Here is a 20,280-nt window from a genome sequence, read left to right on the forward strand (position 1 = left end):
CGGCGCGGGCGCTGCGGCCGCGCGCTCGGCGGGGCGCGGCGCCGGCATTGGCGGCTGGGCCGGCGCGGGCTGGGCCGTACGCTCGGCCTTCGGCGGCGCCTTGAAGAAGGGCGCGGGATGCGGGCCGCCCTGCAGCGCGAGGGCGTTCACGAGGATGCCGACGCCCACCGCCGCAGCCGCGGCGCCGACGATCGTGCGCCCCGGGTTGCGGAACAGGGTCGACACCACCGCGAACACGCGGCGCCCGCGCTTGCGGGCACCCTTGCGCGGACGGCGCTCCTCGAGGACGAAGTCATGGTCGGCGCGGGCGAGCATTTCACGCACGTTTCTTCACCATCGGCTCGAGGTCGGGAGAAGCCGCCCGCTGGGGCGGAAGGACGGCCGCCGCCGGGCGCTCGGCCGGCGCGGAGGGGAAGGGAGCGACGACCGGGGCCGGCTCCGGGCGTCCGGCCGCACCGGAGACGAGGCGCACCCGCACCCGCAGGCCGCTCTCCGGGCCGCAGGCGAAGTCGATGCTGCCGCCATGGAGCCCGACGAGCCCCCGGACGACCGAGAGGCCGAGCCCCGTGCCCTCGAAGGGACGGTCATGGCCCGAGCGGGCCTGGAAGAACGGCTCGCCGAGCCGGCCGAGGTCATCCTGCGACACGCCGATCCCGGTGTCGGACACGCCGATCCGCACGCCCTCCCCGTCCCGCTCGCACGTCACCGTCACGGTCCCGCCGGCCGGCGTGAACTTCACGGCGTTGGAGATGAGGTTGACGAGGATCTGGCGGCAGGCCCGGCGGTCGGCCACGATCAGCGGCAGGTCGGGCGAGACGTGCGAGACCAGCGTGACGGAGCCGGCCTCCGCCCGCAGGCGCAGCATGTCGGTGACGCCGGCCAGCACGTCGCGCAGGTCGACGGGCTCGGGATCGAGCGGGAAGGTGCCGGCCTCGATCTGCGAGATGTCGAGCAGCGTGTTGACGACGCCGAGCAGGTGCTGGCCGCTGTCGCGGACGATCCGCGCGTATTCGCGGCGGCGCTCGTCGTCGAGCGGCCGGGGCAGCGAGCCCGCGAGCATGTCGGAGAAGCCGATGATGGCATTGAGCGGCGTGCGCAGCTCGTGGCTCACCATGGCGAGGAAGCGGCTCTTGAGCTCGCTGGCCGATTCGGCCTGCCGGCGCGCGCGGTCGAGATCGTCGTGCTGGAGCCGCTGCACCGAAACGTCGCGCAGCAGGCACACGAGCCGCGCATCGTCACCGGCCGCCGGGTCGAGCGCCAGGGCCCGGATCTCGAACCAGCCATAGGCGGGAACGGCGGGGCCGCGCGTCGGGTCGACCTCGCCCACGCGGATGCGGACCTCGGCACGGACCGGCAGCGCCTGGGGGCCGGCCGCGTCGGCCAGCGCCTTCAGGTAGGCGGGACGATCGGCGACGTGGACGCGTTCGAAGAGGCCCCGCTCCTCGAGCGAGGCCGGCGACACGCCGAGCACCGTCCCGGCGTTGGGGCCGACGGACAGCACCGCGCCCCGCTCGTCGTGGCGGGTCACGAGGTCGCCGAAGCCTTCGTTGACGAGGCGGTCGCGCGCCTCGACGGCCCGTTCGCTGGAGCGGCGGCGCACCATCTCGCGCTCGACGAACATGCCGACGCCGGCCGAGGCGGCGAGCAGGGCGGCATGCTGGACGAAGAGGCGGGCGGCGGCCATCGGATCGGCGGCGGCCGGTCCGAGCACCGACACCAGCGCCATGCCGCTGAAGGCGGCCAGCGTCACGCCGGTGGTGAACGCGAGCGCCCGCAGGCCGCCGAGCACGGTGGCCTCGAGCATGAGAATCGGCAGGATCGCCATCACCGGCGCCTGCGAGGCGCCGCCGAGCCCCGCGAGCCAGCCGAGCACGGCGGCGAGGACGACGACCGAGATCCGGTGCGGCCATTCAAGGTCGCCGCGACGCGACGCCCACAGCGCCAGCGTGGCCTGCGCGACGAGACCCACGATGACGACGAGGGCGACGCCGACGAGGGCGTTGTGCATCGCCAGCACGATCGGCACGGCGGCAAGGCCGATGGCGCCGATGACGAGGCGGGTGCCGATGAACCAGCGGTGGCGGTCGCGCTCGGGCGGGTTCGCCTGCACGGCAGGGTGCACGAGGGCGTGAACCCGCCCCTCCAGCCCGCCCCATGCACGCGACTCACGCACGACCCACAACCCCTGACGGTGCCGGCTGTCCGGTGTCGTCGGCCTCCCGCCGGGAGGCCGCTGTCCCGCCGCTCCACCGGACGGGACAATGGCAGCGCAGCCTTAAGCGAACCCTAAGCAAGCCCCCCGACGCCGTTCGGGCGCCGGCGGCGGCCTGCATCCACCATCAAGCGGCAACAGGATGAACGGACCGTTTCCACGCGGCCCTTTCCCGCACGACGGGAGCCCCCGGACCGTCCGGTGACGGAGCCTTAAGGCGCAGCGGCGAGAGTCGCCGGCGTCGGGAATGGCCGAGGGAGCCTTGGCGTGGGCGTGATGCTGCGGGCAGTGCTGGCGATCGGGGCGATCTACGCCCTGTCCCCGGTCGACGTCGGCCCCGCACCGGACCTGCGGCAGGCGGCGAGCCAGGCGCTTCCGGCCGTCACGGGCGCCCTCCCCTCCTCCACGACGCTCGGCCGGGACGCCGCCGCGGCGGCGCTCGCCGCCTGCGCCGCGAAGCCGCAGGCGTGCGCCGACATGGCCGCGACGCTGCGCGGCTCCATGGCCGGCGGGCCGGCGGAACGTCCTCCGGCCCAGCCGCAGGCTTCGCCGAGCGCTCCACCGCGATCGTCGGCACGCTGAGCGGCCATCCGTCCGCCTGGTGCGTTTTTGCGTACACCGGACGGGCCGGAGCCTGTAAACAGGCGCCTCAGCGACCGGCGGCAACTCCACGGGCATTCATCATGGCGGCGACCATCGACGAGATCGTCGAGAACTTCTCCTTCCTCGACGAATGGGACGACCGCTACCGCTACCTGATCGAGCTCGGGCGGACGCTGGAGCCCCTGCCGGAGGAAGCGCACAACGACGCCAACAAGGTGCGGGGCTGCGCCAGCCAGGTGTGGCTGGAGACGCGGGTGCGCCGCGACGACGGGACGCCCGTGCTCGACTTCCGCGGCGACAGCGACGCCCACATCGTCCGCGGCCTCGTGGCGCTGGTTCTGGCGCTCTACTCGGGGCAGCCTGCGACCCGAATCGCCGAGATCGACGCCATGGACCTGTTCCGCTCGCTCGGGCTCTCCGAGCACCTGACGCCGCAGCGCTCCAACGGGGTGCGCTCCATGGTGGAGCGCATCAAGTCCGACGCCCGCGCCGCCCTCGCGGCCTGAGGAGACGACGCGATGGCCTTCGCCTGCGACATCCCCGCCCGCCCCACCGTGCAGGTGGACGACGCCGCCGTGCGCATCACCCGCTGGGACTTCGCGCCCGGCGCCGTCACCGGCTGGCACCGCCACGGCTGGCCCTACATGGTGGTGATGCTGGTCGCCGGCACGCTGCGCGTGCACGACGGCTCGAAGGTCACGGAGGTGGCGCTGGAGGCCGGGCAGTCCTACCGCCGGCCGCCGGGGGTGGAGCACGACGTCATGAACGGCTCGCCCCACCCCATCGCCTTCATCGAGATCGAGGTGAAGGACGGCGCCCTCCTCGACACGCCGGCCTGAGACGGGGCCGGCCCGCCCTCACCCCATCGTCGGGCGCGCGTCCGGCGCCATCCAGCTGCGGGAACGGGCGGCGGCGGGACCGCGCACCTCGTCGGCGAGGCCGTAGTGCGCGGCCAGCCGGTCGAGGGCGATCAGCAGGACGACCTTGGCCGACCGTGCCGGCCAGCGCCGCTCACGCTCCACCGTCTCGAGCCCCTTCAGGAAGCCGCACACGTCGATCAGAAGGCCCGCCATGTCGCGGCCGACGGCGGCGGCGGCGTCCTGCACCCGCTGGCGGGCGTCGAGGGCGACGTCGCTCACGTCCGCGGGGCCGCGGCGGCCGCCGCCGGGCGGGCGTGTCCAGTCCATCGTCATGCGTGGCTGCAGGCCGGCGCGGGCGATGTCGGCGCGCAACCGCTCTCCCGCCGCGAATGCGGCGTCTCCGACGAGAGGCAGGCCATCCGTCCCGCGCCGTCGCCGCAGCCACGCGAGCGGGCTCTCTGCGCCGTCGAGCAGCACGCGGCGGGGCGTGCCTTCCACGTCGAGGGTGGCCTCGTGCAGGTCGAGGTGGCGGGCCCGGAGGGGGCCCGGGCGAAGGGACCGCGGCGGTGTCACAGCGCGGGAGCGGGACTTCCTCATCTGAAACTCCTTGCGAATATATGTCTTTGTTCCTAATGTCGGTGCGTTCGAAACCGCTCCGGCGGACCACCGTTCTTTCATCACCTCTCGATTTCAGGAGACGCTGCGATGGCGCCCACGCCGCGACCCGCCGTGCCGCACGGCGAAAGACTAGGCTCATTTTCCTCTTTATGGGAAGAGGCCGCCCGTGCGGCCGTCGCCCGCACCGTGCGGCGAGGCAGCCTCGCCTATCGCCGCGAGGCCACGCTGATGCGGGTGCTGCCACGGGCGACGCTCGACCTTCCGGAGGCCGAGCCGCGGCGGACGGCGCTGATCCTGCTGCGCATCGCGCGCGCACTGCGGGCGGAACGCCGGCTCGGCCGGGCGGGACACTGGACGTACGACATCGCGCGGCACGTGGCGCTGGCGCAGGCCTTCGCGGCGGAACGGCGGACGCTGGAGCGGCTGCTGCGACCGGTCCGGCGCGGCTGACGGATCAGGCGGCGGAGACGGCCTCGAGGAAGCGGTCGACGGTGGCGTGCAGGCGCTTCGCCTGCTCGGCAACGTCGCCGGCCGCGTGGCTCACCTGGGCGGCGGCCTGGTCTGTCTCGCCGACCACGGTGTCGAGCTGATGCATGTCGGACGCGGCGCTCTCCGTGCCGCTCGCGGCGCGCGACACGCCCGCGGCGATCTCGCCCGTGGCACTCGCCTGCTTCTCGACCGCGTCGACGATGCCTGCGGTGAAGCCCTCGACCTGCTCCATGCCGCGGGAGATGGCCTCGATCGCCTCCACGGCAGAGGCCGAAGCACCCTGGATGGCGCCGATCTGGTCGGCGATGCGCTCGGTGGCGCGGGCGGTCTGGCCGGCGAGGCTCTTCACCTCGGACGCGACGACGGCGAAGCCGCGGCCCGCCTCGCCCGCGCGCGCGGCCTCGATGGTGGCGTTGAGCGCGAGCAGGTTCGTCTGCGCGGCGATGGCCTGGATGAGGCTCACGACCTCGCCGATGTCCTGCGCCTTGCCGGCGAGGCTCTGCACGGTGGCGGTGGTGTCGCGGGTCGTGGCGGCCGTCGAGACGACGACCGCGCGCGTCTGCATGACCTGGCTCTCGATGTCGGCAATGGCGGCGGCCAGCGCGTCGGAGGCGCGGGAGACGCCGCGCACGCTGTCGGACGCGTCGCGCGTCGCGCGGGCTGCGGCCTTGGCGCGCGTCGCCGACTCTGCGGCGATGCCGGACATGGTACGGGCGGCGAAGGTCATCTGCTCGCTGTTGGCGGCAACCGACGTCAGGGCCTCGCGCACGGCGAGGCGGAAATCGGCGACGAGCGCGTCGATGCGCGACTGGCGGTCCTCCTGGCGGGCGCGGTCCGCCTCGGAGCGCTTCTGCATGTCGCTGCGGTCGCCGAGGCCGTCCTTGACGAGCTGGACCGCGTGGGCCAGCGCGCCGAGTTCGTCCTGGCGGCGGGTGGCGGGAACGCTGACGGAGAGGTCGCCACGGGCGAGGTGGCGCGCAGCCTTGGCGAGCGCCCGGATCGGCTTCGTCAGCCGGCCCAGCGCCACGAAGAGCAGCAGCGCGACGACGACCACCACCATGAGGCCGGTGATCGCGTCCTGCAGCATCTGCGTGCGCAGGCGGGCGTCGAGGCGATCGTGCGAGAAGCGGACGACGAAGAAGCCAAGCTCAGCGCCGCTGCGGTCGATGATCGGCTTGACGCGCAGCGTGAAGCCGTCGCCCCGCACCTCGACCTCCGACTTCGGCGGCCAGCCGGGGGCGATCTTGCCCTGCTGGCGCAGGACGTCGAGGGACAGCGGTCCGCTGTTGTGGAACGCGGCGGCCGTGACACGGGCGACGACCGACCCGGCAGTGTCCAGCACGGTGGCGGCGTGAACGTCCTCGTCCGTGAGAAGCACGGTGAGCACCGCGCGGGCGCCGGCGGCATCTGTCCGGGTGAGCGCGTCGGCGAGGAGCGGCGTGACGACGGATGTGAGCGCCGCGTTCTTGGCGCTGAAGTCGGCCATGGTGCGCGCGCGGTTCTGCCATTGCGAGAACGTGAACGCGCAGCCCAGCACGACTGCCACCACCGCCGCGACCGAGGCGGCGAGGAAGGCCTGCAGCGATTTGCGAGGGTCGAGCGTCACGCGCCACCGCCAGGAATTGCGGGATGGGGCAATGTGCTCGCCTAAGTTGAAGACACCGTTAAGGGTGATCGCCCTGCAACGCGGCGAAACGCACTCTTTCCATCCTGCTTTTCGCCAGCAGCTCCGGGAACCCATCCCCCGCGAGCCACGCGTGCTCCTGCGGCCGCGTGGCGACGACGGGGTCGATCCGGCCGAGTTCGTCGTCGACGAAGCCGGGATGGCACATCACGAGATGGGCGGGGCCGGGCACGGACAGGAAGCGCGCCATGTCCGCCCCGAAATCGCGCGCGGGGTCGAACGGGCTGACGCCGGCGAAGCCGCGGTTCGTCTCGCAGCCCGCATTCGCGGCCTGCCGGCGCCAGCCGACGGACAGCGCCGCGATGACGAGGGCCTTCGGCACGGCGACGCCCCTCGCCAGCACCGTTCCCGGCGTGTCGAACGGGTCGCGCAGCCACGGTCGGGCGTCGTGCGGCCAGCGGCGGGCGACGGCGTCGAGCAGCGCATGCCGTACGCCGGGCAGCACATGCGCGTGCTGGTGGCCGTCCATGAAGTCCGGCAGGCGACCGAGTCCGTCCGCGCAGGCGTCGACCTGGGCGAGGATCTCGTCGCGCAGCGCCGCCGCGTCGAGGCCGCCGGTGAAGGCCGCCTTCGCCAGGGCGCCAAAGGCGGGCAGCGTGTCCCCGCCTCCCCGCACCGGGCTGCGCCCCGTGATCGGCGCGCCCAGCGTCAGGTTGAGGTGGAGGCCGAGGTCGGCGGCGCCGTCGAAGGCTCGAAGGTCCGCGGCGAAGGAGGGCCAATGGGGCCGGTTCGCCATGATGCCGGTGCCCGACAGGCGCCCGCGGCCGAGAAGATCGAGGATCGCCCGCGACACGCCCGGCGTCAGCGCGAAGTCGTCGGCGACGAGGGCGAACCGGGTGGGACGGGGGGCGAAGCGGGACATCCGGCTCCTGCTGGCACGCGCGGGAGCGGTTTCCCTAGCACGGAGGGCCCTGAAACGGCGAGGCCGCCCGGATCGCTCCGGACGGCCCGCCGAACTCGCCGGGATGGTCGCGGCTCAGGCGACCTTGAGCACCGTCTTGACGCGCTGCTGCAGCGCGTTGGGCTCGACGGGCTTGAGGATGAAGGCATCGACGCCGGCCGTCTTGGCCTGGCGCACGGTGTCCGACGACGTCTCGCTCGTCGCCATGATCACCGGGGTGCCGCGCAGCACCGGGTGCTGGCGGATGGCCTTGAGCAGGCCGAGCCCCGAGATGCCGCCCATGTGCAGGTCGGTGATAACGAGGTCGTAGCGCACCTGGGTGAGCTTCTTGATGGCCTCTTCGCCGCTCTCGGCGCCGTCGACCGTCTCCATGCCCATCTGCAGCAGCGCGAAGCGGACGAGGCCGCGCATGCTCTTCTGGTCGTCGACGACGAGGACCTTCTTCGACTTCAGATCAGCCATTGCGGCCTCCCATGGACTTGCGGACGGACCGTGCGGTCCGGCCGGACACGTTGGCGAGAACTCCGTCCGCGATGCGGTCGAGCGGCAGGATGACGTCCGTCGCGCCGAGGCTCGCGGCCACCTTCGGCATGCCGTAGACGACCGAGGTGCTCTCGTCCTGCGCGATGGTCCACGCGCCGGCCCGGTGCATGGCGAGCAGGCCCTCGGCGCCGTCGCGGCCCATGCCGGTGAGGATGACGCCGGTGGCGTTGGCGCCGGCCTGCCGGGCCGCGCTCTCGAACATCAGGTCGATCGACGGCTTGTGGCCGCTATAGGGCGCCTCGTCGGAGAGCGCCGCGACGTAGCCGCCGGACTTGCGGACGATGCGCAGGTGGCGGCCGCCGGGTGCGACCCAGACGGTGCCGGCCGTCAGGCGCTGCCCGTCGGTCGGCTCGATGGAAGGCAGCCCCGTCGTCTGCTGCAGGCGTGCGGCGAGGCGGGCCGTGAAGCTCGGCGGCATGTGCTGCACGACGACGATGGGGAACGGCGCGGGCGCAAGGCCGCTGACCACCTTGCATACGGCCGGCACGCCGCCGGTCGAGGCGCCGATGCAGACGATCGCGTCGGGGTCCATCGCGGCGGAGGCCATCGCTCCGGCGGCGCCGCCGCCCTGCGCGATGCGCAGCATGGCCTGCAGGCCGGAGGTCGCGGCCGGGGCGCTCGTGGTGGAGGCGCGGCGGTTGCTCTGCGCCGCCCGCATGAGTCCGGCGGCGGTGTCGGCGATGAAGCGGTCGATCTCGTCGGGACGGCCGTCCGGCTTCTGGATGCAGTCGATGGCGCCGTTCTGGAGCGCCTCGAGAGTCAGGTCGGCGGACGCGTCCGTGTGGCCGGAGACGACGAGCACCGGCAGCGGGCGTACGCCCATGATCTTCTTGAGGAACTCGATGCCGTTCATGCCCGGCAGCTCGATGTCGAGCGACAGCACGTCGACCTCGACGCCGGGCTGGCGCAGCACGTCCCACGCATCCTCGGCGCTCTCGGCGGTGCCGGCGAGGACGAGACCCTCGGTCTCCTCGACGATGGCGCCGATGAGGCGGCGGATGGTGCGGCTGTCGTCGACGACGAAGACGCGATAGGGAGGGCCGTTGCGCATCAGAAGAACTCCACATCGCCCGCCGGAGCACGACGCGAGATCGTGTTCCGGTAGTTCTCTTCCTGCGTCGTCACGGTCGCCGCGCTCGTGCGGTCGAGTTCCTGGACGAAGGCCCGCCCGGTGGCGGGATGGAAGCGCAGGCGCCGGGGCGCCGTGCCGCCCACGGAGCGGGCGACGATCGGGAACCCTTCCGTCTTCAGGAAGCGCTCCACGAAGGCGATATTCTGCTCGCCGATCTTCAACATCGTATTACCGCCGAGCACCCGCGCGCCGCCGAAGATCTTGAACTCGATGCGGCCGCGGGCGCCGCCCTTGCGGTAGATCGAGTTGAGCAGGGTCTCCATGGCGTAGTCGCCGAAGCGCATGGCCTCGTCCCCGCCCTGGGCGAGGTCGTGGGCGTCGCTGGACGGCAGCAGGAAGTGGTTGAGCCCGCCGACTCCGGTCACCGTGTCGCGGGCGCAGGCCGCCACGCACGAGCCGAGCAGCGTCACCACCACCTCGTTGGCATCGTTGGTGACGTAGTGGTCGCCGGGGGCGACCGACACCAGGGTCTGGCCCGAGCTCGCGTCCTGGAAGGAGCGGCGCCCGGGCGGCGGGGCCGCCGGAGAGAGCGCCATCAGCGCCTCCTGTAGACGGTGCGCCCGATCAGCTCGAAGGCCGGGTGAGGCGGGGACAGGGATTCGGAGTGGCCGAGATAAAGCCACCCGCCGGGCCGCAGCATGTCGACGCAACGGTCGACGATGCTCTTTTTGGTCGGCGCGTCGAAGTAGATCATCACGTTGCGGCACATGATGATGTCGAACGGGCCCTTCATCGGCCAGGGCGTGACGAGGTTGAGCTGCCGGAAGGTGAGCAGCTTGCGCAGGTTGGCGCCGATGCGGACCGTGTCCCGGTCCACGTTCTCGACCTGCAGCAGGCCCTTCAGGTCCGGCGGCGAGCGCTCGTACACCTCGCGGGTGTACTCGGCGGCCTCGGCGCGGGCGAGCACGTCCGTGTCGATGTCCGTCGCCAGGATCTTCACGTCGAGGTTGCGCGGGGGCTGGGAGGCCACCACCGTCGCCGCGATCGTGTAGGGCTCCTCGCCCGTTGACGACGCGGCGCACCAGATGCGCACCCGGCCGTCGCCGCGCGAGGCGCGGGCGTAGGTCTCGGGCAGGCCGTTCGACCGCATGTGGTCGAAGTGGTGGCGCTCGCGGAAGAACGCCGTGTGGTTGGTGGTCAGGACGTTGAGCAGCTGCGGCAGTTCGCGCTCCGCCTCCGGCCCGCGCAGCAGCTCGCAGTACTCGGTGACCGAGCGCAGCTGCAGCGCGCGCAGGCGGCGCAGCAGCCGCCCGCGGATCATGGCCATCTTGTGGGCGCGGATGACGATCCCCGCCTGCTCCTTCGCGATTCCGGCGATCAGCTCGAAATCGCGTTGTGAGAGGGTGAAATCACCATCTTCGATTGCATGTGCAAGCACGGAACGGCGGTCCTCAGCGTTGAAGCCGTCGGCGGGGGGTTAGGCGGCCAGGGACGGGGTGTTTTCGCGGACGATGGCGTTGAGGTCGAGCAGGGCGACGACCTCGTCGCCCTTGACCAGCAGCGCCTGCAGCACGTCGTCGCCGTCGCCGGCGATCTCGGGGGCGGGACGCAGGTCGGACGGCAGGATGTCGACGATGTCGGAGACGGCGTCGACGAGGATGCCGCCGTAGCGCTCGCCGAGGTCGAGCACGATCACGACCGAGGAGCGCGACACGGGCGATGGCCCGAGGCCGAGCCGCTGCCGCAGGTCGTACACGGCGATGATGGCGCCGCGCAGGTTGATCACGCCGAGCACGTGGGCGGCGGCGTTGGGCAGCGGGGTCGTGGGCTGCCAGCCCTTGATCTCGCGGACCGCGCCGACGTCGACGCCGAACGAGCGCCCCTCGACCTTGAAGGTGACGATCTGCTGCGGCTTGCCGGCGGCGATGGCGGGTCCGCCGTGGGCGGCCTGCGGGGCGGCGGCGTCAGGGGCGAGCGACATCAGGCGGCTCCGGTGTTGATCTCGGTGGCGGAGGGAAGGCGGCGCTGGGTCTGGGAGAGGCCCGGCAGGGCGTCGACGTCGAGGATGAGCGCGACGAGGCCGTCGCCCAGGATGGTGGCGGCGCTGACGCCCTCGACGCGGCGGAACGAGGATTCGAGGTTCTTCACCACGACCTGCTGCTGGCCGACGATCTCGTCGACCGCGATGGCGAGGCGCGGCACCGTCTCGGTCTCGACGATGACGACATTGGGCTCGTTGCCGATGGCGCGGATGCCCAGCAGTTCGCGCAGCTTGAGGAGCGGGGCGATCTCGCCGCGCAACTGAAGGATGTGTCGGCCGCCCGGCAGCTGCTCCACCGTCTTCGAGTCGAGCTGCATCGTCTCGACGATGTTGGAGAGCGGGAACACGAAGCGCTCGGTGCCGGCGCGCACGATCATGCCGTCGAGCACCGCCAGCGTCAGCGGCAGGCCGAGGGTGAACTTGCAGCCGCGGCCGGGGGTGGATTCCACGGTGATGCGGCCGCCCAGCGCCTCGACGTTCCGGCGCACCACGTCCATGCCGACGCCGCGGCCCGACACGTCGGTGACGGCGGCGGCGGTCGAGAGGCCGGGGTGGAAGATGAGGTTGTCGGCCTCCTCGGGCGTCGGATCCGGCGCGTCGGCGGCGATGAGGCCGCGCGAGCGCGCCTTCGCGACCAGGCGCTCGCGGTTGATGCCGCGCCCGTCGTCCTGCACGCAGATGAGGATGCGCGAGCCGCGGTGCTCGGCGCTGACCCGGATGGTGCCGTCGGCGTGCTTGCCCGCCTCCATGCGCTCCTCGGGCGTCTCCAGCCCGTGGTCCATGGCGTTGCGGATCATGTGGATCAGCGGGTCGGCGAGCTCCTCCACGATGGTCTTGTCGACCTCGGTGTCCTCGCCGGCGAGGACGAGGTGGGCCTTCTTGCCGAGCGTGCGCTCCAGCTCGCGCACGAGGCGCGGCAGGCGCTGGAACACCACCTTCACCGGCTGGGCGCGCACCGCCATGACGTTGTCCTGCAGCTCGCGCGTCTGGCGGGCCAGCGAGAACAGGGCGTCGACGAAGGCCGCCGCCTCGCGCTTCGGCAGCACGCCGGCGCGCTCGGTGAGCATGGACTGGGTGATGACGATCTCGCCCACGAGGTTCATCAGGCGGTCGATGCGGTCGAGGTCGACGCGGATCGTGCCGCCGCCGGTCCGGCGGGCGGGAGGCTGGCCGCTGCCGGAGCCCGAACCGTTGCCGGGGGCGCCGCCGTTGCCGCCGCCCGTCGAGGCAGGGGGCGGCGGGGCGGCCGGGCCGGCCGTCGCCGGGACCGGAGCCGCATCGGCGTCCGCATGGGCATCGAGCGGGATGAGCGGGATGTCGATCGACGCGGACGCCTCCTCGGCGACGGCGTCGCCGGGACGGGCGATGCGGAACTCGTGGTCGGCGAGGAAGCTGTCGAGCGTCTCGACGATGACCTGGTCGCTGGCATCGGTGTCGAGGGTGATGACCCAGACTAGGTGGCAGTCGAGCGGGTCGAGCGCGTCGAAGGCCGGCACCTGCGAGGTGTCGCAGACGATCTCCATGCCGCCGAACACGCCGAGCGCATCGAACACCATGCGCGGGTCGAAGGCCCGGCGGAACACGTCCCGGTCCGGCGCGATGCGGACCTCGAGCTTGTGGCGGGCCGGGGCCGGCGGGGCGGCGGGCGCGTCCTCGACGGGCTCGGGCTCGTCGGAGGGAGCGCCGGCGAGGCCGTCGTTGAGGGCGTCGATCTCGGCGGCCGAATGCTTCTTGACGGGGTTGCCGCCGGCCATCGCCTCGAGCGCCTGCACGAGATCGGGCGGCGGCGGGCGGGAGCCGCCGTCGCGGGCGGCGGTGATAACCTCGGAGAGCACGTCGCCGGCCTGCAGCAGCGTGTCGACGGGGGCGTCCTCGATGGCGACCCGGCCGGAGCGCAGGGCGTCGAGGCAGGCTTCGAACAGATGGGCGAACTCGACCAGCTCGTTGAGCCCGAAGGCGCCGGCGCCGCCCTTGACGGAGTGGACGGCGCGGAAGGCGGCGTTGATGTCCTCGGAGGAGGCGCGGCCGTCGGCAATGGCGGCGAGGCAGGTCTCGAGTTGCCCCATGAACTCGTCGCACTCGTCGAAGTAGATGCCGCGGATCTCGGCTAGGGCGTCCATGGCGGGCCTGTGTCTTGACAGTGACGGGTCTTGGCAGTGACGGGACGGCGAGGGTCGCTCCGGCGCGCTACTTGCGCAGGCGCCCCAGCATGTCGAGGAGGCGCTGCGGGTCGAAGGGCTTGACCATCCACGCCGTGGCGCCGGCCTTGCGGCCCTCGGCCTTGATCTCGGCGCCGCTCTCGGTGGTGAGGATGATGATCGGCACCTCGCCGCCGTCGGGGCGCTGGCGCACCGCGCGGGTGAACTCGATCCCGTCGAGGACGGGCATGTTCAGGTCCGTGATCACGACGTCGGGGCGGTGCTCGGAGAAGCGCGAGAGACCTTCCTCGCCGTTCTCGGCCTCCACCACGTCGTACTGAGCCGCCCTGAGGGTGCGGCAGAGGAGTTCACGCAAGGTCCGCGTGTCGTCGATCGCCAGAATTCGCACCGCCTTACTCCATCCCCACCGTCATGAAATCGGCAAACAAGCCCAGGGCCTGGAAGCCGTCGACCAGCCCAGCCGTCGGCGACACCAGCGTGAACGCGCCCTCGCGGCCCGGCGCCGCGCGACCGGCGGCGATGATCAGCTGGGCGAGAGCGGGCGTCAGGCGGTTCACTTCGGCCACGTGCAAACGCACGTTGTCGTTGGCCGCGAACGCGTCCTTCATCTTCCCGTAGACCTCGAAGATCTCGTCGCGCGTCGGCTCGGATGTGAGGGCCAAGTCCAAGGTGTGTCTCCAGGCAAGCAACAACCGGGACGTTAGGCAGGGAAAAGTTAAAAACCGATGGGTGGGCAGGGTGAACCACGGTTAAGGTCCGGGTGGAACGGCACATTCTTTCGGTTACACAACATGTGGCAGGGTCGGTCTTGACCTTTGCATAAAGGACCGCCGTCCCAGTTGGACGCGCGCAGGGCAGCCCGGCCCTGCGGTGGCGCCGTGTTGACGGGGTGTGCCTGCGGGACTTGGATGGCGGCTTCGAGTCGCCGATGGAGGACGTGATGAGCTTGTCGCAGACGTGGTCGTGGTTCGAGGGGGCCTGGCTCGAGGGCAACCCGGGGATCGTCGGGCCGCGCACCCATGCCCTGTGGCTGGGGTCCTCGGTGTTCGACGGCGCGCGCGCCTTCGAGGGCGTGATGCCCGACCTCGACCTGCACCTCGCCCGCGTGAACCGCTCGGCGACCGCGCTCGGCCTGCAGCCGACCATGACGGTCGAGCACATGCGGGCGCTGTGCGAGGAGGGCCTGAAGAAGTTCGGGCCCAACGCGGAACTCTACATCCGTCCGATGTACTGGGCCGAGCACGGCGGCCCCAGTGCCGTGATGCCCGACCCGACCTCGACGCGGTTCTGCCTCTGCATGCACGAGGCCCCGATGCCCCAGCCGGTCGGCTCATCGATCACGCTGTCGCCCTTCCGGCGGCCGACGCGCGAGACGGCGCCCCTCGACGCCAAGGCGGGCTGCCTCTACCCGAACAACGCCCGCGCGCTCGTGGAGGCCCGCAGCCGCGGCTTCGACAACTGCCTCCTGCTCGACATGCTCGGCAACGTGGCGGAACTCGCCACCGCCAACATCTTCATGGCGAAGGACGGCGTGGTGTTCACGCCGATCGCCAACGGCACCTTCCTCAACGGCATCACGCGCCAGCGCACGCTGAAGCTGCTGCGCGAGTCTGGCGCGCAGGTGGTGGAAGGCGCGCTCGGCTACGCCGACTTCACGGGCGCGGACGAGATCTTCTCGGTGGGCAACTACGGCAAGGTGCAGCCGGTCATCCGCATCGACGACCGCAACCTCCAGCCGGGTCCCGCCTTCCGCAAGGCACGGGAGCTCTACTGGGCCTACGCCCACGCCTGATGGACGCTGCCGCGATCCGAAGGCTGGAAGCCGCGGGGTTCTGCACGATCCTCGTCGGCATCGGCCTCGCGCGCTTCGGCTTCCCGCCGCTGATCCCGGTACTGGTCGGCGACGGAACGCTGACGCCGGCGGGCGCCGGCTACCTCGCGGCGGCGAACTTCACCGGGTACCTCGTCGGCGCCGTGACGGCGGAGCGCGTCTGCCGCGCCCTGCGGTTCCGCCCGACCATGCAGTGGGCGCTCGCCGCCACGGTGCTGTCCTTCGCCGCCAGCGCGCTGCCCCTCGGCCTCGCATGGCTGGCGCTGTGGCGGTTCGTGGCCGGGGCCACCGGCGCGTGGATGATGGTGCTGGCGCCGCCGATCCTGCTGCCGCTGGTCCCGGTGGCGCTGCGCACCCGGGCTGGCGGCCGCATCTTCGCGGCGCCTGGATCTGGAATGCTGACGTCGGGCCTCCTCCTGGCCCTCCTCGCCGGCTACGGGTCCACGGTGCTGTGGCTGGCGCTGGCGGCGTTCTCGCTGGTGCTCGCGGTCCTCGCGCTGCTCTGGCTGCCCGATCCGGGTCCCGTCGTTCCCTCGGCCGCGGCGGGCGACGCCGCTGCCGCCCCCGCCGTCCGCTTCGGCCTCGCCTTCTGGGGCCTGACGGTCCTCTACGCAGCGATGGCCGCCGGCTACGTCCCGCACACGGTGTTCTGGGTGGATTTCCTGGCACGGGAGGCCGGCGCGGGGCTCGGCGCCGGTGGCGCGGCGTGGACGCTATTCGGCATCGGCGCCGTGCTGGGGCCGCAGGTGCTGGGCCGCGCGGCGGGCCGGTTCGGCATCGCGCCGGTGCTGCGCTGCGGCGCGCTCGGCCTCACGGCCTCCGTGCTGATCCCCCTCGTGGCGCGGGACAGCCTCGTCCTCTCCGCGACGTCGGTGTTCGCGGGGGCCTGCTCCGTCGGCAGCTTCTCGCTGGTGGCGGCCCGGTCCAACGCGCTGATCGCGCCGGAGGGGCGGCCGCGCGCCTGGGCGATCCTGACGATCCTGTTCGCGCTGATGCAGGGGGCGGGCGCCTTCGCCCTCGCCCGTCTGATCGAGGTGACCCACACCTACCAGTCGCTGTTCCTCGCGGCGGCGTTGGTGCTCTCGGCCGGCCTCGCCGCCGAGTTGGTGCTGAGCCTGCGGGACCGGCGGTAACCTTCCGTCAACCATCCGGGCGCAGGGTCGGCGCGATCCCCGGGCGCCCGGACCCTCGCATGCGTCGCTTCGTCCTCACCGCCGCCGTCCTCGGAGCGGCGCTCCTCGCCGGGGGCTTCACGCAACCGCCGGTGTCGCCTGAGCATACGCTGCGCTACACGCGCGAGCGCGGCGGCAGCTGTACGGTGATGGTGCCCTACTACGGGCCGCAGGTGCTGACGATCGGCCGTTTCGCCGGCGGGCGGCGGCTGGACAACTCCGCCGAGCGCATCTTCATGGACTGGCGGGCCGAGACCTCGTGCTTCTTCGAGGCTGCGGACTGCGAGCGCTGGCTCGAGATCCTCAAGCAGCGTTTTCCCGACGGCGCAGGCTATGCCTATTGCCGGGCGGCGACGGACATTCCGGACAACCCGCCGCCTAGGAGCGGCGGACGGAAAGTCGTAAAGCCCTGACCAGCACCGCCAGCGCGCCGAAGTAGACGACGGCGCCCACCGTGCCGAGCACGCCGAGGTTCACCTGCGGCGCGAGCCCGCCGAAGCCGGCGGCCCAGCGGGCCACGGCCGGCCCGGCAACGAGCGTGACGATCGCGAGCAACGCAGAACATCCCGCCACGGCGAACAGCGTGCGAACAAGGTCCCGGTCCGGCACCATGTAGTCCCGCCGCCGCGCCATGAGAACGAGCAGCAGCACGTTGACCCAGGCGCCGACGGCGGTCGCGAAGGCGAGGCCCGGAGCGCCGAAGCGCTCGTAGAGCATGATCTTGAGGAGCAGGTTGGCGCCGATGCCCGAGAACGAGGCGATCAGCGGGGTGCGCGTGTCCTGCCGGGCGTGGAAGCTGGCGATGGCCGAGCGGATCAGCACGACGGCCGGCAAGCCGACGCCGTAGGCCGCCAGCGCCGCGCCCGCGGCCGCCGCCGAGTCGGCGGTGAACGCCCCGCGCATGAACAGCGCCGCCATGATCAGCTCGGGGATGAGCAGGAAGGCGACGAAGAACGGCGCGGCGAGCGCCGCCGTGAACCCCATCGCCCGGTTCTGCGCCCGGTGGGCGCCGGCGGCGTCGCCGAGCGCGAGGCGCTTGGCCATGGTGGGCAGCACCACCGTGCCGGCCGCGATGCCGATGACGCCGACGGGCAGCTGGTAGAGCCGGTCGGCGTAGTAGAGCGACGACACGGCGCCGGTCGGCAGCAGCGACGCGATGATCGTGTCGGCGAACATGGCGATCTGCACGCCGGCGGCGCCGATGACGGCAGGGCCCAGCGTCCGGAAGAACCGCTTCATGTCGGCGTCGAAGACGATGGCGCGCGGCCGCGGCAGGCACCCGGCGCGATGCGCCGCCACGAGGACGAGCAGGAGTTCGGCGACGCCCGCCGCCGCGACGCCCCACGCGGCGGCATGGCCAGCCGTGGGGAACAGGAAGGCGACCGCGAGCGCGGCCACCATCGACACATTGAGCAGGATCGGCGCTGCCGCCGCCGCGGCGAAGCGGTCCGCGGCATTCAGCACGCCCGAGACGAGCGTCACCAGCACGACGAAGAGCAGGTAGGGGAAGGTGATGCGCGTCAGCGTCACCGCCAGCGCATACTTCTCCGGCTCGTCGGGGAAACCGGGCGCAAGCAGCGCCACCACCTGCGGCATGAACAGGAAGGCGAGGCCGGTCAGCACCAGCAGCACGACGATCAGCAGGGACATCAGCCGCCCGGCGAGCAGCAGCGCGGCCTCCTGCCCGCGCGTCTCCAGCGCCTTGGAGTAGGTCGGCACGAAGGCCGAGTTGAAGGCGCCCTCCCCGAAGATCGCGCGGAAGTGGTTGGGCAGGCGCTGCGCCACCACGAAGGCGTCGGCGACGAGCCCGGTGCCCATGACCGCGGCCATGACGATGTCACGGATGAAGCCCGTCAGGCGCGACAGCAGCGTGAACGAACCGACGGAGAGGATGCTCTTCAGCATCGGCGCGAGCCCGCCGAATGTCCCCTCATCCGCCCCTGCGGGGCACCTTCTCCCCGCAAGCGGGGCGAAGGGAAAAACGCCCGACTGCTCATGGTCCTTCCGGAGGAGGTCCCGGCTCTCCCTTCTCCCCGCAGGCGGGGAGAAGGTGGTCCGGAGGACCGGACGAAGGGTTCGCGCCGCAGCGCCACCGGGACACCCATCACGCGCGCCGTCTCTCGGGCCCGAGCGGCCGGGCGGCATCGACGTCGGCCGCGTCGAAGCCGACGCTGTCGCCGACGATGTAGAGCGGGCGGCGCTTCACCTCGGCGAAGATGCGGCCGATGTACTCGCCGATGACGCCGAGCGAGATCAGCTGCACGCCCGCAAAGAACATCACCGAAACGATGAGCGAGGCGAAGCCGGGGACGTCGACGCCCCGGATCATCGTCTCGGCGACGAAGTAGACCGCCGTGACGAAGGCGAGCGCCGACACCGACACGCCGATGTAGGTCCACAGCCGCAGCGGCACGGTGGAGAAGCTGGTGATGCCGTCGAAGGCGAAGCGGAACAGCTTGCGGGCGTTGAACTTGCTGCTGCCGTGCGCGCGCTCGGCGACGTCGAAGGGCACGCCGATCTGGCGAAAGCCGATCCACGCGTAGAGGCCCTTCGAGAAGCGGGCGCGCTCGCCCATCTGCCGGAGCGCGTCGACGGCCTTGCGGTCGAGCAGGCGGAAATCGCCGGCCCCCTCGGGAAGCGGCGTCTCGCCGAAGGCCTGGAACAGGCGGTAGAACACCCGCGTGAAGCCGCGCCGCAGCGGGCCGTCGGCCTCGCGGTCCGTGCGCTGGCCGTAGACCATGAGGTAGCCCTCGCGCCAGTGGCGCATGAAGGTCTCGATCATTTCCGGCGGGTGCTGGAGGTCGGCGTCCATGATGACGACCGCCCGCCCGCGGGCGTGGTCGAGCCCCGCAGCGATGGCGATCTCCTTGCCGAAGTTGCGGCTGAAGGAGACGGCGCGCCAGCGTGGGTCTCCGCCATGGAGGGCGCGGATGCGGGCCAGCGTGTCGTCGCGCGAGCCGTCGTCGACGAAGACGACCTCGAAGCTCTCCGCCACGCGCTCCAGGATCGGCTGCACGCGCGCCGCGAGAAGGTCGATGTTGGCGCCTTCGTTGAAGACGGGGATGACGACGCTGAGCTCGGGCCCGCGGGGATCAGCGGGCGATGAGTCAGGACGTTCGGGGGGGATCACGGGCTGCATGGCGGTCGGGATCGCGGGTCGGGACGGCGCGGTGCGCCGCTGCCCGCGCTGATGCCGCCCAAAAGAGCCGATAGCAAGGCGGGGCGCAAGGCTCGCCCGCCTCTCCGGGGCCTCAGGCGACCTTGCCGAGGGCCCTTTGTTCCTGCACGAGGTCGGCGTTCGTGCCGTCGAGCGTGAGGCTGATCCACGCCTTGCCGCTCAGCTCGACGAGGCCGCGGCCGCCCGGATGACGGGTGACGATGTGGCCGTAGAGTTCGCGCGCGGCGACGCGCAGCTTGTTCTCGCCGTCCGGATCGGCGCCCAGCAGCACCGTGCGCGGCGCGATCCAGCGCAGCGGGTCGGCGCTGACGAGCCCCCGGTCGCGTGCGGTGAGGATGATGTCGAGCGGGAAGCGCCCGTCGACGATGAGCACGTCGGATCGGAACTGTTCCGCCGTCGCCTCGCCGAGGTCGAGCCAGTCGAGCCCGTTCAGCGGACCGGTGCAGAGCACGCTGCCGCCGGCCGGGTCCTCGCCGTGGCTGACATGGATGCCGACAGGGCGCAGGCGCCCCTCGGCCGTTTCGCGGCCGTGCGGGCCTGCGATGATGCGGACCTGCGTGTCACCGAGTTCCCAGACGTCGTCGGGCTCCAGCGTCTCGACCTCGCGCTCGGCGCGGAAGTTCTCGTAGATCTGCGGCAGCGCGAACCCCTCGCCCTCGGGCTCGAGACAGGTTTCGATGGGGAACATGTCGGTGATGTCGGCGGCGGTCACCGGGCCGTCCGCGTCGAAGCCCGAGTGCACGAAGTAGTCGATCTTGCCGTCCTCGAGCACCTCGAAGAGGCGCTGCAGGATCTCGTTGGCGGTGCCGGCGCCGAAGCGGGACCCGTAGAGCAGCCGCGAGCCGTCGCTGCCGATCACCAGCACCATGCCGGCGCAGGGATCGATCAGGTGGATCTGGGTCGAACTCATCACACGC

At 72.0% G+C, this 20,280-nt stretch carries 22 protein-coding genes and 1 pseudogene; 7 read left to right on the forward strand and 16 right to left on the reverse strand.

The window, feature by feature from the left end:
• Nucleotides 1-324: pseudogene (locus ACX9GQ_RS22280) on the reverse strand (hypothetical protein); the annotation flags it as partial.
• The gene (locus tag ACX9GQ_RS22285) at nucleotides 317-2,173 is read right to left on the reverse strand and encodes a sensor histidine kinase (protein ID WP_459631805.1); all 1,857 of its coding nucleotides are present in this window, start codon (nucleotides 2,171-2,173) and stop codon (nucleotides 317-319) included. The pseudogene ACX9GQ_RS22280 and the gene ACX9GQ_RS22285, both read right to left, overlap by 8 nt.
• A gap of 306 nt (nucleotides 2,174-2,479) precedes the next feature.
• Between ACX9GQ_RS22285 and ACX9GQ_RS22290 the strand changes: the two genes are divergently transcribed.
• The 3 genes from ACX9GQ_RS22290 (at nucleotide 2,480) to ACX9GQ_RS22300 (ending at nucleotide 3,654) form a co-directional block, all read left to right on the forward strand.
• Nucleotides 2,480-2,794 (forward strand): hypothetical protein, encoded by a 315-nt coding sequence (locus tag ACX9GQ_RS22290; RefSeq protein ID WP_459631806.1) that lies wholly within the window; start codon nucleotides 2,480-2,482, stop codon nucleotides 2,792-2,794.
• Between the two features lie 101 nt (nucleotides 2,795-2,895).
• Nucleotides 2,896-3,321, forward strand: coding sequence for a SufE family protein (locus tag ACX9GQ_RS22295; RefSeq protein WP_459631807.1), 426 nt, complete (start codon nucleotides 2,896-2,898; stop codon nucleotides 3,319-3,321).
• A 12-nt stretch (nucleotides 3,322-3,333) separates the two neighbouring features.
• Entirely contained in the window at nucleotides 3,334-3,654 is a 321-nt protein-coding gene (locus tag ACX9GQ_RS22300; protein WP_459631808.1) for a cupin domain-containing protein, read from the forward strand.
• 18 nt (nucleotides 3,655-3,672) lie between these two features.
• On the opposite strand, the gene ACX9GQ_RS22305 is transcribed toward ACX9GQ_RS22300, so the two are convergent.
• Entirely contained in the window at nucleotides 3,673-4,272 is a 600-nt protein-coding gene (locus tag ACX9GQ_RS22305) for a DUF6456 domain-containing protein (protein WP_459631809.1), read from the reverse strand.
• A gap of 108 nt (nucleotides 4,273-4,380) precedes the next feature.
• On the opposite strand from ACX9GQ_RS22305, the gene ACX9GQ_RS22310 reads away from it, so the two are divergent.
• The gene (locus tag ACX9GQ_RS22310; protein WP_459631810.1) at nucleotides 4,381-4,743 is read left to right on the forward strand and encodes a DUF6477 family protein; all 363 of its coding nucleotides are present in this window, start codon (nucleotides 4,381-4,383) and stop codon (nucleotides 4,741-4,743) included.
• Nucleotides 4,744-4,747: 4 nt separating this feature from the next.
• Here the strand turns inward: ACX9GQ_RS22310 and ACX9GQ_RS22315 are convergent, their stop codons facing one another.
• The 10 genes from ACX9GQ_RS22315 to ACX9GQ_RS22360 form a co-directional block, all read right to left on the reverse strand.
• A complete protein-coding gene (locus ACX9GQ_RS22315; protein ID WP_459631811.1) occupies nucleotides 4,748-6,388 on the reverse strand; it encodes a methyl-accepting chemotaxis protein in 1,641 nt (546 codons plus the stop codon).
• Between the two features lie 58 nt (nucleotides 6,389-6,446).
• Nucleotides 6,447-7,328, reverse strand: a complete 882-nt coding sequence (locus ACX9GQ_RS22320; protein ID WP_459631812.1) for a ChbG/HpnK family deacetylase — start codon at nucleotides 7,326-7,328, stop codon at nucleotides 6,447-6,449.
• A gap of 114 nt (nucleotides 7,329-7,442) precedes the next feature.
• Nucleotides 7,443-7,829, reverse strand: coding sequence for a response regulator (locus ACX9GQ_RS22325; protein WP_459631813.1), 387 nt, complete (start codon nucleotides 7,827-7,829; stop codon nucleotides 7,443-7,445).
• The gene (cheB, locus tag ACX9GQ_RS22330) at nucleotides 7,822-8,961 is read right to left on the reverse strand and encodes a chemotaxis-specific protein-glutamate methyltransferase CheB (protein WP_459631814.1); all 1,140 of its coding nucleotides are present in this window, start codon (nucleotides 8,959-8,961) and stop codon (nucleotides 7,822-7,824) included. Before cheB ends, ACX9GQ_RS22325 begins: the two co-directional genes overlap by 8 nt.
• Complete coding sequence (locus ACX9GQ_RS22335; protein WP_459631815.1) at nucleotides 8,961-9,578, reverse strand: chemoreceptor glutamine deamidase CheD; 618 nt, start codon at nucleotides 9,576-9,578, stop codon at nucleotides 8,961-8,963. The genes cheB and ACX9GQ_RS22335 overlap by 1 nt, the downstream gene beginning before the upstream one ends.
• Nucleotides 9,578-10,420: a CheR family methyltransferase gene (locus tag ACX9GQ_RS22340; RefSeq protein WP_459631816.1), complete on the reverse strand. Its 843-nt coding sequence runs from the start codon at nucleotides 10,418-10,420 to the stop codon at nucleotides 9,578-9,580. Before ACX9GQ_RS22340 ends, ACX9GQ_RS22335 begins: the two co-directional genes overlap by 1 nt.
• 39 nt (nucleotides 10,421-10,459) lie before the next feature.
• Nucleotides 10,460-10,963: a chemotaxis protein CheW gene (locus tag ACX9GQ_RS22345; RefSeq protein ID WP_459631817.1), complete on the reverse strand. Its 504-nt coding sequence runs from the start codon at nucleotides 10,961-10,963 to the stop codon at nucleotides 10,460-10,462.
• The gene (locus tag ACX9GQ_RS22350) at nucleotides 10,963-13,143 is read right to left on the reverse strand and encodes a chemotaxis protein CheA (protein ID WP_459631818.1); all 2,181 of its coding nucleotides are present in this window, start codon (nucleotides 13,141-13,143) and stop codon (nucleotides 10,963-10,965) included. Before ACX9GQ_RS22350 ends, ACX9GQ_RS22345 begins: the two co-directional genes overlap by 1 nt.
• A 67-nt stretch (nucleotides 13,144-13,210) precedes the next feature.
• Complete coding sequence (locus ACX9GQ_RS22355; RefSeq protein WP_459631819.1) at nucleotides 13,211-13,570, reverse strand: response regulator; 360 nt, start codon at nucleotides 13,568-13,570, stop codon at nucleotides 13,211-13,213.
• A 4-nt stretch (nucleotides 13,571-13,574) separates the two neighbouring features.
• On the reverse strand, nucleotides 13,575-13,850 hold the full coding sequence (locus tag ACX9GQ_RS22360) for an STAS domain-containing protein (RefSeq protein ID WP_459631820.1): 276 nt from the start codon (nucleotides 13,848-13,850) through the stop codon (nucleotides 13,575-13,577).
• A gap of 272 nt (nucleotides 13,851-14,122) precedes the next feature.
• Between ACX9GQ_RS22360 and ACX9GQ_RS22365 the strand changes: the two genes are divergently transcribed.
• The 3 genes from ACX9GQ_RS22365 to ACX9GQ_RS22375 are packed head-to-tail and all read left to right on the forward strand — an operon-like array spanning nucleotide 14,123 to nucleotide 16,598.
• A complete protein-coding gene (locus ACX9GQ_RS22365; RefSeq protein ID WP_459631821.1) occupies nucleotides 14,123-14,974 on the forward strand; it encodes a branched-chain amino acid aminotransferase in 852 nt (283 codons plus the stop codon).
• Nucleotides 14,974-16,146, forward strand: coding sequence for a YbfB/YjiJ family MFS transporter (locus ACX9GQ_RS22370; protein WP_459631822.1), 1,173 nt, complete (start codon nucleotides 14,974-14,976; stop codon nucleotides 16,144-16,146). Before ACX9GQ_RS22365 ends, ACX9GQ_RS22370 begins: the two co-directional genes overlap by 1 nt.
• Nucleotides 16,147-16,205: 59 nt before the next feature.
• Nucleotides 16,206-16,598: a hypothetical protein gene (locus ACX9GQ_RS22375; protein ID WP_459631823.1), complete on the forward strand. Its 393-nt coding sequence runs from the start codon at nucleotides 16,206-16,208 to the stop codon at nucleotides 16,596-16,598.
• Here the strand turns inward: ACX9GQ_RS22375 and murJ are convergent.
• From murJ to ACX9GQ_RS22390, 3 genes are all read right to left on the reverse strand, one after another.
• Nucleotides 16,564-18,090 (reverse strand): murein biosynthesis integral membrane protein MurJ, encoded by a 1,527-nt coding sequence (gene murJ, locus ACX9GQ_RS22380; protein ID WP_459631824.1) that lies wholly within the window; start codon nucleotides 18,088-18,090, stop codon nucleotides 16,564-16,566. The genes ACX9GQ_RS22375 and murJ overlap by 35 nt on opposite strands.
• Nucleotides 18,091-18,289: 199 nt before the next feature.
• Nucleotides 18,290-19,324 carry a glycosyltransferase family 2 protein gene (locus ACX9GQ_RS22385; protein WP_459631825.1) on the reverse strand — a complete coding sequence of 345 codons (1,035 nt, stop codon included), beginning with the start codon at nucleotides 19,322-19,324 and terminating at the stop codon, nucleotides 18,290-18,292.
• 112 nt (nucleotides 19,325-19,436) lie between these two features.
• A complete protein-coding gene (locus ACX9GQ_RS22390) occupies nucleotides 19,437-20,273 on the reverse strand; it encodes a ComEC/Rec2 family competence protein (protein WP_459631826.1) in 837 nt (278 codons plus the stop codon).
• Nucleotides 20,274-20,280 lie beyond the last annotated feature (7 nt).

This window comes from Alsobacter sp. R-9, from assembly GCF_054612375.1.

Excerpts from the sequence above, each read along its gene's own strand:
- ACX9GQ_RS22295 (WP_459631807.1), top strand. The coding sequence starts at position 2,896 with ATGGCGGCGACCATCGACGAGATCGTCGAGAACTTCTCCTTCCTCGAC.
- ACX9GQ_RS22300 (WP_459631808.1), top strand. The coding sequence starts at position 3,334 with ATGGCCTTCGCCTGCGACATCCCCGCCCGCCCCACCGTGCAGGTGGAC.
- ACX9GQ_RS22305 (WP_459631809.1), bottom strand. The coding sequence starts at position 4,272 with ATGAGGAAGTCCCGCTCCCGCGCTGTGACACCGCCGCGGTCCCTTCGC.
- ACX9GQ_RS22310 (WP_459631810.1), top strand. The coding sequence starts at position 4,381 with ATGGCGCCCACGCCGCGACCCGCCGTGCCGCACGGCGAAAGACTAGGC.
- ACX9GQ_RS22320 (WP_459631812.1), bottom strand. The coding sequence starts at position 7,328 with ATGTCCCGCTTCGCCCCCCGTCCCACCCGGTTCGCCCTCGTCGCCGAC.
- ACX9GQ_RS22325 (WP_459631813.1), bottom strand. The coding sequence starts at position 7,829 with ATGGCTGATCTGAAGTCGAAGAAGGTCCTCGTCGTCGACGACCAGAAG.
- cheB (WP_459631814.1), bottom strand. The coding sequence starts at position 8,961 with ATGCGCAACGGCCCTCCCTATCGCGTCTTCGTCGTCGACGACAGCCGC.
- ACX9GQ_RS22335 (WP_459631815.1), bottom strand. The coding sequence starts at position 9,578 with ATGGCGCTCTCTCCGGCGGCCCCGCCGCCCGGGCGCCGCTCCTTCCAG.
- ACX9GQ_RS22345 (WP_459631817.1), bottom strand. The coding sequence starts at position 10,963 with ATGTCGCTCGCCCCTGACGCCGCCGCCCCGCAGGCCGCCCACGGCGGA.
- ACX9GQ_RS22350 (WP_459631818.1), bottom strand. The coding sequence starts at position 13,143 with ATGGACGCCCTAGCCGAGATCCGCGGCATCTACTTCGACGAGTGCGAC.
- ACX9GQ_RS22365 (WP_459631821.1), top strand. The coding sequence starts at position 14,123 with ATGAGCTTGTCGCAGACGTGGTCGTGGTTCGAGGGGGCCTGGCTCGAG.
- ACX9GQ_RS22370 (WP_459631822.1), top strand. The coding sequence starts at position 14,974 with ATGGACGCTGCCGCGATCCGAAGGCTGGAAGCCGCGGGGTTCTGCACG.
- ACX9GQ_RS22375 (WP_459631823.1), top strand. The coding sequence starts at position 16,206 with ATGCGTCGCTTCGTCCTCACCGCCGCCGTCCTCGGAGCGGCGCTCCTC.
- murJ (WP_459631824.1), bottom strand. The coding sequence starts at position 18,090 with ATGCTGAAGAGCATCCTCTCCGTCGGTTCGTTCACGCTGCTGTCGCGC.
- ACX9GQ_RS22385 (WP_459631825.1), bottom strand. The coding sequence starts at position 19,324 with ATGCAGCCCGTGATCCCCCCCGAACGTCCTGACTCATCGCCCGCTGAT.
- ACX9GQ_RS22390 (WP_459631826.1), bottom strand. The coding sequence starts at position 20,273 with ATGAGTTCGACCCAGATCCACCTGATCGATCCCTGCGCCGGCATGGTG.